The organism is Chitinophaga sp. YR627, assembly GCF_900114995.1.
Taxonomy (GTDB): domain Bacteria; phylum Bacteroidota; class Bacteroidia; order Chitinophagales; family Chitinophagaceae; genus Chitinophaga.
This window is the reverse complement of record NZ_FOUX01000003.1, coordinates 544,328-559,696: the sequence shown is the minus strand read 5'-3', so window position 1 is coordinate 559,696 and position 15,369 is coordinate 544,328. Positions and strand designations below refer to the sequence as shown.

Genomic DNA, 15,369 nt, shown 5'->3' with positions numbered 1-15,369 from the left:
TTTACGCCCGGTTGTAAACTTGTTGTACTGTTAGAACAGATAACCTACAGAAACTGCAAATACACGATTTTTGTTTTTCTCATTTCTGCTGTCATCTCCACCAGAGTTGATCTTACCTAAACCAAGACCATACTGTGCAGAAACAAGGAAGTGATTGAACTCAGCACCTACCTGCAGGTTACCACCCCAGTCAAATCTTTTGTACTTGTTCAGACCACGATCAGGATCGCCATCGTTGAATGGGGTGTCATCATCCCATTTGATGTCAGATTCAGAGGAAGTAGTTACACCAGCAAGGGTACTGCTCACTTTGTTTTTACCGGCTACGCCGAACGCAAAGTAAGGACCGACACCGGCAAACAGTCTCGCATTTTCACCTACTGGAATTTTACCAATGAAGTTTACCGGAACTTCAATGTATTGGGGCCTTGTTGTGTATTTAACATAGGGAACTGTAGCATCGTTGTCTTTATCACCTGATGTCAGTTTCGCACCTTTGGTGGTGTAGAACACACCCGGCTGGAAGGACAGGACATTTTTTATCAGTGGGAAATCCACGATAGCACCAATGTGATAACCTGATAATGACCGGTCTTTGTCTACAGATCCGTCATTGTCAACTGAGATGGAGGAAAGGTTCCAACCACCTTTTACACCTACCCGTACCTGAGACATAGCTCCGAAAGAAATTGCAAGGGCCGCAAACGAAAGGATAATCTTCTTCATAACCGTAAAGTTTTGATTTATTGATTCTGTCTACGGAATTCCAAAGACTATGCCAAAGGCAGATGCAGCAACCTTATCTGGCTGCAAGTAAGTGAGTTACAACATTAAATAAAAATTATATCTCGTTATTTGTGAACTGTTCCTCCCCGGGATTCGAGTTTTTCGAGGAATTCATTGAGCTGTTCCACGCCTAATCTTTTTGCCAGGATCTTCTTCTTTTCATCCAGCAGATATACTACCGGTGTACTATATACGTCGTACAAACGGCGATAGTTACTTTGGGCGTCAGGATCCCAGGCGTGGATCCATCCTGTGAGGTGGTGTTCTTTGATGAAGCCCTGCCACTCGTCTTTGGTACCTTCTGTTTTAAATCCGATCATCGCTACGCCCTTGTTTTTCCAGTTGGCATTATAGGCCGAGTCAAGGCGGGGTAGTTCGATCTTACAGTGTCCGCAGGTAGGATCCCAGAAAACAAGTACGGTATATTTGGCTTTTGTGGTATAAAGGGATAAGGCCTGCAATGCAGTGTCTTTCACTTCCAGCGGAGGCGCCTGTTGTCCTATCAGGTTTGGCGCCATGGAATAAGCCCTGGAAATGATCTTGTTCAGCTGATCGTCTTTCAGCCAGTAGGCATCACCGGATACGTAGTATTTCTCCACCATGTGTACAAACACCGCGTCCATACCCATATACTTGGAGGTTTCATATGTATAGGTCAGCCACCATACAACAAACTTGAACATCTCTTTATCCTTCCTGGTTTTCTCAACCACCTTGTCTGCCTCCACAATAATGGAATCAGGATCCATGGAAACCAGTTGTGTAAAATATCTGTTCAGTTTTCGCTCGATGATATCTGTTCTTACCAGACGGCCGTCATTCAGGTTAACGCTGTCCCAGTAATGTGCTTTATAATAACGGTAACCAAAGGTGGAGTCCTCTCCTGCCGGAGTAGCTGGCACTTCCGGCTCCTTCATGGCCCTGAAAATGCTGGTCAGCAGGCTTTGGGGATACTTTCCGATCACACCGTTACGGAAATCCTGCAGTCTTTTGCCCAGGCCCTGCTGTAAAGGTCTTGCAGCAGCGCTATCAGCAGCCGTATGCTTTGCCAGCAGGGCATTGATCTGTTTGTCCTGGGTGGATACTTCCTTTTGCAGGAATTTGTTATATGACTGGAAGATCTCGTTTTCTCTGGAAGTCTTGAAAACGGTTTTATTGATCAGGTCTGACGTGTCAACCGAGATGGAGAACTGCTGGTCTTTATTATCCAGCAGCATTTCGAAATAACGCTGCCGGCCAGGCAGTAATACGATGTAAATACCGCCGGGTAATGTCTCCTTATTCTTCATAATTGCGATACCCTGCTCATTGATCTGGGCGGAATCGGCCATGTAAAAGCTTTTTCCCATATAATGGGCCAGCGCAAGCTGTCCTCCCTTATACTGTTTCAACTGAAAAGTGAGCTGGTAGCCCTGGGCCTGCAGTTGCCAGTGGCATAAAATACAGGCCAGTAATATCATAAGTTTACGCATAGGATATCGGTTCCTGTAAAAGTAGCAAGGAAAAGGGAATTTCAAAAATCAGTGATCGGCTAAAATCCTACCTTTGCACCCGTGAGGAAAAAAAATGTTATTCTTGAAAAAGTCCCTGTAAGCGCATACGCCGCAGAGGGAAAAGCACTGGCCCGGATTGACGGGAAAGTGGTATTTATTGAAGGGGGTGTTGTACCCGGAGATGTGGTAGACGTTCGCCTCGGTAAAAACAAAAAAGACTGGGCAGAAGGCAAAGCCATCCATTTCCATTCTTACGCATCCAACCGCGTCACTCCTTTCTGTGAGCATTTTGGTAACTGTGGAGGCTGTAAATGGCAGATGCTGCCATATGACCAGCAGCTGGAATATAAACAACAGCAGGTGGCTGACAACCTGCAACGTATCGGTAAACTGGAACTGCCCCCGATGCAGCCTATTATGGGGTCCAGGCATATTACCCACTACCGCAATAAACTTGAATTTACTTTCAGCAATAAGGCTTATCTCCCCGCAGATGAGCTGGAACTGGACGAAGACGGCAATATTCCCCGGAAAAATGCCCTCGGCTTCCACGTTCCGAAACTGTTTGACAAGGTACTGGACATTAACACCTGTTACCTGCAGGCAGAACCGGTAAATGCCATCCGCAACACCATCCGCGCCTACGCCCTGGAGCACAACCTGTCTTTTTACGACATCCGTGCAAAAGAAGGCTGGCTGCGTAACCTGGTGATCAGGATCTGTACCACCGGTGAGGTAATGGTCAATCTCGTGATCCATCATGAGAACAAAAAGGACAGGGAAGCCCTGCTGGACCACCTGCTGGCTACCGTACCCGGCATTACGTCTGTTTTGTACACCATCAACCCGAAACTGAACGATACTATCTTCGACCTGGAGCCAAAAACCTATTTCGGTAAAGGCTATGTAGAAGAGAAACTGGAAGACTTCACCTTTAAGATCGGTCCGAAGTCCTTTTTCCAGACCAACACCTATCAGGGCGAGGCCCTGTACCAGGTAACCCGGGATTTTGCCGGATTAACAGGAACAGAAATTGTTTATGACCTATATTGTGGTACTGGTAGTATTGGTATTTTTGTATCCCGGCAGGCAGGCAAAGTTGTAGGCATTGAGCTGATCAAAGAAGCGATTGACGATGCGATCGAAAACGCAGCCCGCAACAATGTAAACAATGCGCAATTCTATGCCGGAGACGTAGTGGACATCTGTAACGATGCTTTCTTTGCACAGCACGGACAACCTGACGTAGTTATCACCGACCCTCCAAGGGCTGGTATGCACGAGAAACTGGTGAACAAGCTGCTCGAAATCGCTGCTCCCCGCATAGTTTACGTAAGCTGTAACCCTGCTACCCAGGCAAGAGACCTGGCGCTGCTGGATGTGATGTATAGCGTGAAAAAGATACAACCGGTGGACATGTTCCCACACACGCACCATATCGAGAACGTAGTTTTATTAGAGAAAAGAATTAATCATTAAAGAATAGGTAGAAATGAGCGAGTTCAGGCCCGGCAGATTTGAAATACTTCCTACGGTGATCAAAAACCTTCTGATCATCAACGCACTGGTATTCCTTGCACAGAATACCATGGGAGAATTTTTAGGAAATCCGAGATATATTGAAGATACTTTCGCACTGCATTACTGGGGATCCCGTTTGTTCAAGCCACATCAGCTGGTAACGCACCTCTTTATGCATGGCTCCTTCGGTCACCTGTTCACAAACATGTTTACCCTGTGGATGTTTGGCGCCACACTGGAAAATATCTGGGGACCTAAACGTTTCCTGATCTTCTACATGGTATGTGGTCTCGGGGCTGCACTCTGTCACATGGGTGTACTGACTTATGAGAACGTACGGCTCGCCCACGATGCCCGTGAATTCATCAACAATCCGACACTGACCAACTTCAGAATACTGGACGACCGCTTCGATCTGGATGCAGGCAACTTTGCAGCAGAAGGTATCAGAACGGCATTCTACGCAGCACCTGATAATCCGGGAGTGATCGCTGATGCCAGGGCATTCGTAAGCCAGTTTGCACAGATCTACCCTAATGGCGCTACACTCGGTGCCTCAGGCGCCGTATTCGGACTGCTGTTCGCATTCGGCTACCTGTTTCCGAATAATCTCATTTACCTTTACTTCCTGTTCCCACTGAAAGCGAAATACTTCATCGGTATTATCATCCTGATGGAACTGTTTTCAGGGATACAAAACTCGGCTGGTGACAACGTTGCACACTTTGCCCACCTTGGAGGCGTAATTTTCAGTTACATCCTCCTGAAGATCTGGAACAAAAAGAACCGTAGTCATTTTTATTAACATTAAAGATATTGTGACATGATGTACGTTGAGGAAAGATCCGAAACTCCATTATCCCTTGGAGAAGAAAAGAATATGGTCACACAGCTGTTGCTCGTCAACATCACCGTATTCATCCTGCTGTTTTTTACAGAGATCGTCTATGGTATTGAGGGTAATCCACCGGCAAGGTTCAAAGCAGAAGTACTGTCTCATGTACTGCTGCCTTCCACTATCGACGGACTGCTGAAAAATCCCTGGACCCTGTTCACAACAATGTTCACACACAACAGTTTCTGGTTGATCACCAGTAACATGATCTGGCTGGCCTGCTTCGGCACCATGCTGCAGAATCATGCGGGACGTCAGCGTATCCTGCCGCTGTACCTGTTGAGTGGTCTGGTAGGCGCCGTTTGCTACCTGCTTGGTATGCAGTTTATCCCGGCTTTTCATGCACTGCAACCTGCCGCAACCATGACAGGCGCCTCCGCTTCTATCATGGCGCTGGCGATCGGTGCAACCGTAGTTGCTCCCAACTACAGATTGCTGCCTAATCTGCCCATTCCGTTCTGGATCATCACCCTTGTTTTCCTGATCGTGAACGTAGGTAGTCATGTCATGAACAACCAGGATATCACTAACTTACCGGCCCTGATCGGTGGTGGCCTGACAGGCTTCCTCTACATGCAGCAATGGAAGAAAGGTAACGACCTCGGACTCGGCTTCAATAAATTTATCTTCAGGATCACACACCTGTTCCATCCGAAATCTCACCTGCACGTGGTGAAATAAAAGATGCAACACCTTACTATATTAAGCCCTCCTCATGGAGGGCTTTTCTTTTGATTTAGCTTTTTTATCCCTATTTTTAGTAAAACCCCTATGTCGTGCTGTTTGTAGCTAAATTTTTACCCCGGTTCCTATTGCTATGCAATGTGCTGATCACCGTCAGTCTTCTTCTTTCCGCCTGGTTGCCTTACCTGAATCCACAACAGTTCTGGTTAAGCGGATTCGCCGGTCTTACATTCCTCATCTGCTGGGGTATCAATCTCGCATTTATTATCCTCTGGTTGTGCTGGAAAAGAAGATATCTCTGGATATCTGTGGTGGGTATCATCTTATCCCTGCATGCCCTGCTTACCAGCATCGGTACGAACCTGATCTCCTCAAAAGATACCTGGCTCAGATCAGACAGGCAGTTTACCATCATGACCTTCAACACCAGTAATATGGGGCTGAATGACTACCGGGAAGACACTGTACTACAGGGGGCTATTTACGATATGCTGCGGGAGGCCTCTCCGGATATCCTGTGTATGCAGGAATTCTATACCAACGAAGGGCCCAACTTCACCAATCATATTGACTCGATTTCGCGTACGCTAAAATATCCTTATCACTTTTTTACCTGTGATATGAGCCACTGGAACTACTGGCATTATGGTATTGTGCTGTTCTCCCGCTTTCCCATCATCAGAAGCAGCAAAATACCCTGTGGTTATAGCTCGGCCGGCAGCGGCAGCAGCTTTCTTCAGTCGGATATATTGCTGCAGGGAGACACGATCCGTGTGCTGACCGCACAGTTGCAATCCTATATGTTCAGAGACAACGATTATGACCTGCTGGAGAAAGGAAAGGGTACTTTCTCAGGCGTACGTAATCTGGCGGCTAAAATGAAGCATACCATTCATAAAAGAGCTGCACAGTCGGGAAAGATGGCACGACTGATCGCTGCCAGTCCCTATAAGGTGGTCGTATGCGGAGATTTTAACGATCCCCCTGTATCATATACGTACAATACGATCAGTGCAGATATGCAGGATGCTTTTCTCCAGGATGGCTTCGGAGTAGGGCGTACTTTGTCCTTTCTGGCACCTACATTACGGATAGATTATATTCTTGCACAAAAACCTATACACGTTAAAAGTTATAAGACCTTTCACAGGAAAGGATTTCAACATTTTCCTATCATGGCGGGCTTATCATTATAATGCATGAATTCATCATTTCTCCTATCTTTAACCTAAAAGCGATAGGCGTTGAGATTTCTGAGGTTATTCACAAAAGGATTCTTTTTATCGGTGAACACCATTGTAGTGCTTCTGTTCATAGTGGCCTGCCTGGCGCCGTATGTTTCCCCGGAGCGATGGTGGCCTATCAGTTTCATTACCCTGCTCTTCCCCTTACTGCTGCTGGCATTGGTATTATTCTTCATCTGCTGGCTGCTTTTCGACTTTAAATACTGCCTGCTGCCTATGTTGCCGGTCGTAATAGGCTGGAAATCTATTTCTGCTTTTATCGCGTTCAATTATCCTTCTTCCGGAAAACAATTCGCCAGTCCATCCGGCAGTCTGACCATCATGAGCTACAACGTCGCTCAGTTCGGGCTTTACCGTGAGAAAGACAGCAAATACAACCGGGAAGCGATGTTTGCGCTGATAAAAAAGCAGGAACTGGATGTTGTTTGTCTGCAGGACTTCTATACTTCAGAAAAGAAAAACGATTTCAATAACCGGGAAGACATCTCCCGGGAGATGAAACTACCTTACCGTTTCTTTTCAAGTGATTTCAACCGGGATGGTATGCAGCACTGGGGTTCTATCATTTACTCCCGCTACCCGATCATCAGGTCTGATAAACTGAAAATGTCCTACGGTCCGCGTAGTGAAAGCCTGATATATGCTGACATTGTGAAGAACGGAGACACGATCCGTATCATCAACATGCACCTGGCATCCTACCGTTTCAATGAAAGAGATTATCGTTCTATCGAAAAGATAAAAAAGCAGGAAGATACCGGCCTGGTGGCTACACGCAATATTGTTCAGAAAATGCGCGATGCGTATGTGGATCGCAGTAAACAGGCTGATATTGTGTCTGCATTTATCAGAACCTGTCCATATCCCGTTATCGTATGTGGCGACTTCAATGATACGCCGGCATCGTATACCTATTTTACTATCCGGGGTGACTTGCAGGATGCTTTTCTCAGAAAGGGCAGCGGTATCGGCCGGACTTACGCCGGACTGGCCCCTACCCTACGGATCGACTACATTTTTACAGACAAATCATTCAAAGTCAATTCATTCCGGAAAATCAATTCTACCCTGTCCGATCACTACCCGGTGATAGCCAATGTAAGTGCCAGACGGTAATGTCACTCACAAAACAATAACTATCTTTGCAATCCTAACAAAACTAAGTGTAGCTTACACTCGCTGAAAATATCTGATATGTCTGAGCTTAAAATATACAATTCGCTACATCGGCAAAAGGAAGTATTCACATCTCTCTATCCCGGACATGTTGGTATGTATGTATGCGGCCCTACCGTTTCAGGTGAGTCGCACCTGGGCCATGCCCGCCCTTATATCACGTTTGACGTTGTATACAGATACTTACAGTTTCTGGGATATAAGGTCCGCTATGTAAGGAACATCACAGACGCAGGTCACTTCGAAGAAGAGGGCCGTGAAGCTGAAGATAAAATTGCCAAACGCGCTCAGCTGGAAAAGCTCGAGCCAATGGAACTGGTACAGAAATATACAAACCTCTTTCACTGGGCTTTCCTGCGGTTCAACTGTCTGGAGCCAAGCATTGAACCAACTGCCACCGGCCACATCGTCGAGCAGATCGAAATGATCAAAACGATCATGGAGAAAGGCTATGCTTATGAAAGCAATGGTTCCGTATACTTTGACGTAAAGAAATACGCTGAATCGCATGATTACGGTATTCTGAGCGGCCGTGTACTGGAAGATATGCTGGAAAGCTCCAATCGTGAGCTGGATGGCCAGGAGGAAAAGATCAATAACGTAGACTTTGCCCTCTGGAAAAATGCGCCACCTGAGCACATCATGCGCTGGCCAAGTCCATGGGGAGAAGGTTTTCCCGGATGGCACATCGAGTGTTCTGCGATGAGCAGCAAATACCTGGGTAAACAGTTCGATATTCACGGTGGTGGTATGGACCTGCAGTTCCCGCACCATGAGTGTGAAATTGCACAGAGTGAGATTGCCCATGGTGAACTGATGGCCCGTTACTGGATGCACAATAACATGATCACCATTAATGGCCGTAAAATGGGTAAGGCCTATAACAATACCATCAAGCTGACGGAACTTTTCACAGGTAATCACCACCTGCTGGAAAAAGCCTACAGTCCGATGACCATCCGTTTCTTTATCCTTCAGACGCATTACCGTAGTACGCTTGACTTTTCCAATGAGGCATTACAGGCCGCAGAGAAAGGTTTACAGCGTTTATGGTCTGCATTCGAAGTATTACAGAAACTAAGTTATGCCGCCAATGGACAGCCGATCAATGAAGAACTGGATAAACAGGTTCGTCAATGGTGTCTGGAGTGTGAGGAATTCATCAGCGATGACTTCAACACCGCGAAAGTACTGGCCAATCTGTTCGAACTTTCTCCTGTGATCAACTCTATCAAGGGTGGACAGGTGAAAATGCATGAACTTAGTGAAGAGACCTTCCAGCTCCTGCAAAAGACCTGGCAGAACTTCCTGATCGATATTCTTGGTCTGCAGCCGGAAACACTTACCAATGACAACAGCAAACTGGATGGTGTTATTCAGCTGCTGATGGAAATGCGTAAGGAAGCAAAAGCCCGTAAGGACTATGCTGCATCTGATAAGATCCGCAACCAGTTATTAGCGGTAGGTATACAATTGAAAGACGAGAAGGATGGTAGTATGACCTACAGCATACAGTAAGCCGTCATGCTCAAACAGCCATTTGTTAATATGTACAAAATACTAAGTTTTGCAGCAGGTGTGGCCTTGTGCGTGAGCGCCTGTCAGCAGCCGACAAAAACCAATCAGCCGGAAGAATCCGGCAAGCCAACGGCGACCGTTCAGAATGTGAATGTACCCGTATTTCAGACAGACAGCGCTTATGCTTATACAGCAAAACAGGTCAGCTTCGGTCCGCGTATTCCCAACACACCGGCACAGCAAAAATGTGCTGACTGGCTGATCGCGCAACTGAAGCCACTTGCAGATACGGTATACATACAGCGTACAACTGTAAGAGGGCCAAAGAACGTAGCATTACCTTGTATCAATATCATCGCCAGTTTCAATCCGGCGGCTACGCAGCGTGTACTGCTCCTGTCCCACTGGGATACGCGTCCACATGCTGACCAGGATGCTTTTGACAAAAACAAACAACTGGATGGTGCCGACGATGGCGCCAGCGGAGTTGGTGTCCTGATTGAAGTAGCCCGTCAGCTGCATGCTGACAAACCAAAAGCAGGTGTTGACATCCTGTTGACCGATGTGGAAGATTACGGTATCAGTGAAGAAGAGAACAGCTATTGCCTCGGTACACAATACTGGGCCAAAAATCCGCACGTAAGAGGCTATAAAGCGAATTACGGGATCCTCCTGGATATGGTGGGCGGCCGTGCCTCCCAGTTCTTTATGGAAGGCGGTTCCCAGCAGTATGCTTATGGTCCGATGAAGATGTTCTGGGACGTAGCGAACCGTCTGGGTTATTCTGATTACTTCCGTTATGAGAATATCGGTACCAGCATCACGGACGATCACGTGTATGTAAATACGATGGCGAATATTCCCACTTTTGATATCATTGCGCTGCAACAGAACGGTAACTTTGTTCCGCACTGGCACACGGCAAATGATAACATGACAGTGATTGACAAACGTACGTTACAGGTCGTTGGTCAGACGATCCTCGAAGTTTTATACAGACAACCTTTCGAGTACTAAATAGTTCTGAAAGAACCTGAGGAGAATGCTCCTGATGAAGCAAAATTTAATACATTGCTTTATCAGGAGCATTTTTCTTTAAACGAATTTTTATGAGACAATCCCCCGAAGTACATCTGGTACATCTCAGTAAGGATAAGAAGCTGGCGGGTATTATGACGGAGCCGCTGCCAGCGCTGAATGTCCAGAAGAATATTGCCTTGAAGCTGATCGGTTCTATTATGAGTCAGCAGTTAAGTGTAAAAGTAGCCACCGTTATCTATACCCGTTTTCTCGCTTTATATGATGGTAAAGAACCCAATGCACAACAGATACTCGATACACCACCAGAGACACTGCGCAGCATCGGATTATCCAATGCAAAAGTGAGTTATGTACACAATGTGGCGCGCTTTACTGTGGAAGAAAAATTAACGGATAAAAAGCTGTTGCAGATGGACGATGAAGAAGTGATTAAATACCTCACACAGATCAAAGGCGTAGGCCGCTGGACAGTAGAAATGCTATTGATGTTTTATCTGTGCAGAGAAGATGTTTTTGCGATAGATGATCTGGGGTTACAACAGGCGATGATCAAGCTATATAAACTGGATCATACAGATAAGAAAGCATTCCGGGAAAAGCTGCTGAAGATATCGAAAAAATGGTCGCCTTACAGGACATATGCGAGCAGATATTTGTGGGCGTGGAAGGATATGAAACCAACGAATTAATTAATAATTACGAATCAGTCATCACGCATTGAGTCATATACGCCACATCAGTAACTTACGTTCATCTCTTAGTCAGACTATAGTTCTCTTACGTTAATCTTTCGTTGCTAACGAAGCAGTAACGTAAGAGAACTATAGTCTGACTAATAACAGAGAGATAAAGAACAGGTACAGAAGCAATCAAATTTAGCATTTTTCCATGCAGCAGATATGCTGTGATTCATTCGGTAAAAAAAGTAAATTGTCTTTTGTAAAAGACTATAACTCTAACCTATAAACGCAATAAATAAATCACTATATATCTACCTGTTAAGCAACGATTTGTTCTGAAGAAACAAGGGACTTCACACACTAACATTCAACAGCATACATACTTGTAAAACCAACTATTATAAAGGCTTCCGGGAGAAGCACTTCTATTGCACCCTGCATTACACATGAGTTACTATAAAAAAATAATCCCCGCCCAGGAGAAGGCAGGGATTTACGTTAATACTAACTAACCCAATGCTTATATCTAAAACTAAAACAACTCTTTAAAAAGCGGCAGTACATATACACGACTGCTGCCTGCTGATTGTTTCTGGTTTGACGTATCTATCGCTTCATTTCCGGCACCGCGTCGTCAAACGGTAACCTTCAGACTTATCACGCAGACTTATCACGAGTGCCGCAACGTTTTCGGTATACATTTTTACAAGTATTCCTTTCCGTTTATCACCAGATGATGGCGACACTCGTTTTGAATGACTGTCAACAGTCATGATTACGCAGAAGCCTGTTGTTCTGCTAATTTTGCTTTGATCTTTCCTTCGATCTCAGCGGCTACTTCAGGATTATCCAGCAGCAATGTTTTCACGGCATCACGGCCCTGGCCCAGCTTGTTGGTATCATAACTGAACCAGCTGCCGCTTTTCTGGATAATGCCGTATTCAACACCCATATCGATAATTTCACCCATCTTCGAAATACCTTGTCCGAAGATGATATCGAATTCAGCCTGGCGGAAGGGAGGTGCAACTTTGTTCTTAACTACTTTTACTTTAACGCGGTTACCAACAGCTTCATCACCATCTTTAATCTGTGTCATACGACGAATATCCAAACGCACGGAAGCGTAGAATTTGAGCGCGTTACCACCGGTAGTAGTCTCCGGATTACCAAACATCACTCCTATTTTTTCACGCAGCTGGTTAATAAATATGCAGCAGCAGTTTGTTTTTGAAATTGTCGCGGTCAGTTTACGCAGCGCCTGAGACATCAAACGTGCCTGTAAACCCATTTTGCTTTCACCCATTTCACCTTCCAGTTCACCTTTTGGCACCAGGGCAGCTACGGAGTCAATTACCACCACATCTACTGCTCCGGAGAGGATCAGACGATCGGCAATTTCCAGTGCCTGCTCACCATGGTCTGGTTGGGAAATCAGCAGCGAATCAACATCCACACCCAGTCTCTGAGCGTAAGAACTGTCAAATGCGTGCTCCGCATCTATGATTGCGCAGATACCACCTTTTTTCTGTGCTTCTGCAATTGTATGAATAGCAACGGTTGTTTTACCGGAAGATTCAGGTCCATATATCTCAATGATCCTTCCCTTAGGGAAGCCACCGATACCAAGCGCTATATCCAGACCCAGGGAACCTGTTGAAATTACTTCCATTGGATCAGTGCCCTTTTCACCCATCATCATCACAGATCCCTTTCCGAAATCCTTCTCGATCTTGTCCATCGTAAGGCGGAGCGCCTTGAGTTTGTCAGTATTGGCTGTAGACATATTAGTAAGTGTTTTTTACAAATTTAATGGTGTGTGCTAAGTTATGACCTAATTTTCTATTATCCTAAATTTTTTAGCATTTTGGCCACATAATGCTAAATGTTATAGTAAAAAGATCTAACCTCGCACGTTTGTTATTGTTATGCTTGTTTTATAAAAATTTAAGGGGGCTAACGCACAACAGACGCATATGTCAATGTCAATGTTCAAATAACACTACAAAGATGATACGTCCTTACGCACTGAATGTGCGTAGCCCAAAAAGTTTTAAAAAAAAGGAATTATCCTACGATACCATAGGCGATCAGCTGCGCCAGGATCCCCATTCCGAAACCGGTATAGATCTCTGCAGGTGTGTGTGCTCCAAGGATCAGACGGGCAGTTGCCACGATGCCGGCGAGCAGACATGCCACCATCAGTACCAGACTGATATTCATGTTCATCCCGATCATCAGCATCAGCAGAAAACCGATCACGCCTCCCCAGCCGATGGTATGCATACTGATCTTCACGTAGGTATTGGCGACCATGCCCATTACGATGGCAATAAAGATCCCCAGGAAAAATGCATTGAAGAAAGGTGGTGCTGCGCCCTCACGTTTGAAGGCAAAATAGATCCAGAAGTAGAAAATAGTACAGGCTACATATGGAATGATACGGTCCTTCTGGGCCCGTAACTGAAAGGACTCAACAAAACCCAGCGCTTTACACAGCATTACCACAAAAATGGGCAGGAAAAGCGTGGTGAATACCACCCTGAAATACAGTGCATCAAAGGCGAAGCGAACGCTGCCTTCTTTGAATTGAACAAAATATTCCGGTAACGCATTGACAACGAATGCCGTTACCAGCGTTGGCAGGAAAAGCGGATGGGATATATATGAAATAACCTCCGCTGCTGCGCGTAATGCTGGTGAAAATACCGGCTTATTCTGCCGGGAATTATCAGTTGTGGGTATAATTACTTGTTCCATTCACAGATTTCCGTCTCATTCCGGGCGGTACGGACGCCTCCTTCTTTAAAGCTCCTTCCTTAACCTCGCTACCGGAATATTTAACTGTTCGCGGTATTTTGCCACAGTACGGCGGGCAATATTATACCCTTTGTCCTGCAACATCTTGGTCAGGTTTTCGTCGCTTAATGGTTTACGCTTATTTTCTCCTTCGATCAGGTCAGACAGGATCTTTTTTACCTCACGGGTAGATACTTCTTCCCCACTATCGGTGGATAAAGATTCGCTGAAAAAGAATTTCAGCTTAAAGGTACCGAACTCCGTCTGAACATACTTACTGTTGGCCACACGGCTCACAGTAGAGATATCCAGCTGGGTGATATCGGCAATATCTTTCAGGATCATCGGACGCATCGTCGTTTCATCTCCCGTGAGGAAGAATTCGCGCTGATACCCCATGATGGATTCCATGGTAGACAAAAGGGTATGTTGACGCTGTTTAATGGCATCTATGAACCATTTTGCGGCGTCGATCTTCTGCTTGATGAATAACACCGCTTCTTTCTGGCGTTTGTCTTTCTTATCCCCCCGGTCATATTCCTTCAGCATATCCCTGTACCCTTCAGAAATACGCAGATCGGGCGCATTCTTGGAGTTCAGTGTCAGCTCCAGTTTACCGTTGTTGTTCAGGATGAAGAAGTCAGGCACCACATAACTTTCCGCCTTATTCAGGGTAGCAAAATTGCCACCCGGTTTAGGGGTCAGTCTGATGATCTGTCCGATTGCCTCTTTCAGGCTATCGTCACTCATATTCAATCCTTTCTGGATCTTCTCGTAGTGCTTTTTCGTAAACTCATCGAAGTAATTCTCCAGGATCAGATAGGCGCCCACTATTCCCGGATCGTCCTGTGGTTTGCGCCTCAGTTGCAACAACAGGCACTCCTTCAGGTCGGTCGCACAGATGCCTGGCGGATCAAACTCCTGGATCATACGGATCAGTTCCTTAATCTCGTCCTCATCGGTCGCAACGTTCTGGGAAAAAGAAAGGTCGTCCACGATGGCGCTTACTTCACGACGCAGATAACCGTCATCATCGATGCTGCCAATGATCTGTTCCGCGATAGCGTTCTGCCGTTCATCCAGTTCGAGCATACCTAACTGCTCGAGCAGGTGTTCATGAAAAGAGGTTTCAACCCTTACCGGGATGGTCTTATTTTCATCCTGGTCAGGATAGTTGTCATCCCTGAGTTTATAGTCAGCGATGTCATCATCTCCTTCACTTACATATTCGGAAATGTCAATATTATCGTATTCATTCTCACTCCCATCAGGTTCAAACTCATCTTCAGCGCCTTCCTCGCCATTATTATACTCTTCCTGTGGGTCTTTGTATTCATCTTCATGCGCGTCTTCCCCATATTCCAGGGCAGGGTTTTCCTCCAGCTCTTCCTTGATACGCTCTTCAAGAACAGCCGTAGGTACCTGGAGCAGTTTCATCAGCTGAATCTGCTGCGGCGACAATTTCTGTAATAGCTTCTGCTGTTGTGTCTGCTTTAACATAGTCTGATCCTATCCAAGGGCAAAATAAATAA

Annotated in this window: 14 protein-coding genes; 8 read left to right on the top strand and 6 right to left on the bottom strand. The window is 45.8% G+C overall.

Features of this window, described 5'->3' with window-relative positions; genetic code table 11:
• Positions 1-30: 30 nt before the first annotated feature.
• Both BMZ72_RS17735 and BMZ72_RS17730 read right to left on the bottom strand, forming a co-directional pair.
• On the bottom strand, positions 31-726 hold the full coding sequence (locus tag BMZ72_RS17735) for a porin family protein (RefSeq protein ID WP_089810694.1): 696 nt from the start codon (positions 724-726) through the stop codon (positions 31-33).
• Positions 727-851: 125 nt separating this feature from the next.
• On the bottom strand, positions 852-2,258 hold the full coding sequence (locus BMZ72_RS17730) for a DUF5106 domain-containing protein (protein ID WP_089810692.1): 1,407 nt from the start codon (positions 2,256-2,258) through the stop codon (positions 852-854).
• A gap of 81 nt (positions 2,259-2,339) precedes the next feature.
• Here BMZ72_RS17730 and rlmD point away from each other — a divergent pair, with 81 nt between their 5' ends.
• From rlmD to BMZ72_RS17710, 4 genes are all read left to right on the top strand, one after another.
• Positions 2,340-3,758 carry a 23S rRNA (uracil(1939)-C(5))-methyltransferase RlmD gene (gene rlmD / locus BMZ72_RS17725; RefSeq protein WP_012788536.1) on the top strand — a complete coding sequence of 473 codons (1,419 nt, stop codon included), beginning with the start codon at positions 2,340-2,342 and terminating at the stop codon, positions 3,756-3,758.
• A 13-nt stretch (positions 3,759-3,771) separates the two neighbouring features.
• Positions 3,772-4,605: a rhomboid family intramembrane serine protease gene (locus BMZ72_RS17720; protein WP_089810691.1), complete on the top strand. Its 834-nt coding sequence runs from the start codon at positions 3,772-3,774 to the stop codon at positions 4,603-4,605.
• 18 nt (positions 4,606-4,623) lie between these two features.
• Positions 4,624-5,376, top strand: a complete 753-nt coding sequence (locus BMZ72_RS17715; protein WP_089810689.1) for a rhomboid family intramembrane serine protease — start codon at positions 4,624-4,626, stop codon at positions 5,374-5,376.
• A 95-nt stretch (positions 5,377-5,471) separates the two neighbouring features.
• A complete protein-coding gene (locus BMZ72_RS17710) occupies positions 5,472-6,575 on the top strand; it encodes an endonuclease/exonuclease/phosphatase family protein (RefSeq protein ID WP_089810687.1) in 1,104 nt (367 codons plus the stop codon).
• A 32-nt stretch (positions 6,576-6,607) separates the two neighbouring features.
• On the opposite strand, the gene BMZ72_RS36830 is transcribed toward BMZ72_RS17710, so the two are convergent.
• On the bottom strand, positions 6,608-6,799 hold the full coding sequence (locus BMZ72_RS36830) for a hypothetical protein (RefSeq protein ID WP_218155262.1): 192 nt from the start codon (positions 6,797-6,799) through the stop codon (positions 6,608-6,610).
• Between the two features lie 40 nt (positions 6,800-6,839).
• Between BMZ72_RS36830 and BMZ72_RS17705 the strand changes: the two genes are divergently transcribed.
• The 4 genes from BMZ72_RS17705 to BMZ72_RS17690 all read left to right on the top strand — a co-directional run bounded on the left by BMZ72_RS17705 (position 6,840) and on the right by BMZ72_RS17690 (position 11,047).
• Positions 6,840-7,739: an endonuclease/exonuclease/phosphatase family protein gene (locus BMZ72_RS17705; protein ID WP_218155261.1), complete on the top strand. Its 900-nt coding sequence runs from the start codon at positions 6,840-6,842 to the stop codon at positions 7,737-7,739.
• Positions 7,740-7,817: 78 nt separating this feature from the next.
• Positions 7,818-9,317 carry a cysteine--tRNA ligase gene (gene cysS / locus BMZ72_RS17700; RefSeq protein WP_089810683.1) on the top strand — a complete coding sequence of 500 codons (1,500 nt, stop codon included), beginning with the start codon at positions 7,818-7,820 and terminating at the stop codon, positions 9,315-9,317.
• 30 nt (positions 9,318-9,347) lie between these two features.
• Positions 9,348-10,334: a M28 family peptidase gene (locus tag BMZ72_RS17695; protein WP_177222825.1), complete on the top strand. Its 987-nt coding sequence runs from the start codon at positions 9,348-9,350 to the stop codon at positions 10,332-10,334.
• 92 nt (positions 10,335-10,426) lie between these two features.
• Positions 10,427-11,047 (top strand): DNA-3-methyladenine glycosylase family protein, encoded by a 621-nt coding sequence (locus tag BMZ72_RS17690; protein WP_089810679.1) that lies wholly within the window; start codon positions 10,427-10,429, stop codon positions 11,045-11,047.
• A gap of 766 nt (positions 11,048-11,813) precedes the next feature.
• On the opposite strand, the gene recA is transcribed toward BMZ72_RS17690, so the two are convergent.
• From recA to rpoN, 3 genes are all read right to left on the bottom strand, one after another.
• Positions 11,814-12,824 carry a recombinase RecA gene (recA, locus tag BMZ72_RS17685; RefSeq protein WP_089810677.1) on the bottom strand — a complete coding sequence of 337 codons (1,011 nt, stop codon included), beginning with the start codon at positions 12,822-12,824 and terminating at the stop codon, positions 11,814-11,816.
• A gap of 281 nt (positions 12,825-13,105) precedes the next feature.
• Entirely contained in the window at positions 13,106-13,798 is a 693-nt protein-coding gene (locus BMZ72_RS17680; RefSeq protein ID WP_089810675.1) for a hypothetical protein, read from the bottom strand.
• A gap of 45 nt (positions 13,799-13,843) precedes the next feature.
• Complete coding sequence (gene rpoN / locus BMZ72_RS17675) at positions 13,844-15,337, bottom strand: RNA polymerase factor sigma-54 (protein WP_089810671.1); 1,494 nt, start codon at positions 15,335-15,337, stop codon at positions 13,844-13,846.
• Between the last annotated feature and the right edge of the window lie 32 nt (positions 15,338-15,369).

What these genes read in the sequence shown, in the direction of transcription:
- BMZ72_RS17730 (WP_089810692.1), bottom strand. Translation starts at nt 2,258, where the DNA reads ATGCGTAAACTTATGATATTACTGGCCTGTATTTTATGCCACTGGCAA.
- BMZ72_RS17735 (WP_089810694.1), bottom strand. Translation starts at nt 726, where the DNA reads ATGAAGAAGATTATCCTTTCGTTTGCGGCCCTTGCAATTTCTTTCGGA.
- cysS (WP_089810683.1), top strand. Translation starts at nt 7,818, where the DNA reads ATGTCTGAGCTTAAAATATACAATTCGCTACATCGGCAAAAGGAAGTA.
- BMZ72_RS17690 (WP_089810679.1), top strand. Translation starts at nt 10,427, where the DNA reads ATGAGACAATCCCCCGAAGTACATCTGGTACATCTCAGTAAGGATAAG.
- BMZ72_RS17705 (WP_218155261.1), top strand. Translation starts at nt 6,840, where the DNA reads ATGTTGCCGGTCGTAATAGGCTGGAAATCTATTTCTGCTTTTATCGCG.
- rpoN (WP_089810671.1), bottom strand. Translation starts at nt 15,337, where the DNA reads ATGTTAAAGCAGACACAACAGCAGAAGCTATTACAGAAATTGTCGCCG.
- BMZ72_RS17680 (WP_089810675.1), bottom strand. Translation starts at nt 13,798, where the DNA reads ATGGAACAAGTAATTATACCCACAACTGATAATTCCCGGCAGAATAAG.
- recA (WP_089810677.1), bottom strand. Translation starts at nt 12,824, where the DNA reads ATGTCTACAGCCAATACTGACAAACTCAAGGCGCTCCGCCTTACGATG.
- BMZ72_RS36830 (WP_218155262.1), bottom strand. Translation starts at nt 6,799, where the DNA reads ATGAAGAATAATACCAATGCCAGCAGCAGTAAGGGGAAGAGCAGGGTA.
- BMZ72_RS17715 (WP_089810689.1), top strand. Translation starts at nt 4,624, where the DNA reads ATGATGTACGTTGAGGAAAGATCCGAAACTCCATTATCCCTTGGAGAA.
- BMZ72_RS17720 (WP_089810691.1), top strand. Translation starts at nt 3,772, where the DNA reads ATGAGCGAGTTCAGGCCCGGCAGATTTGAAATACTTCCTACGGTGATC.
- BMZ72_RS17695 (WP_177222825.1), top strand. Translation starts at nt 9,348, where the DNA reads ATGTACAAAATACTAAGTTTTGCAGCAGGTGTGGCCTTGTGCGTGAGC.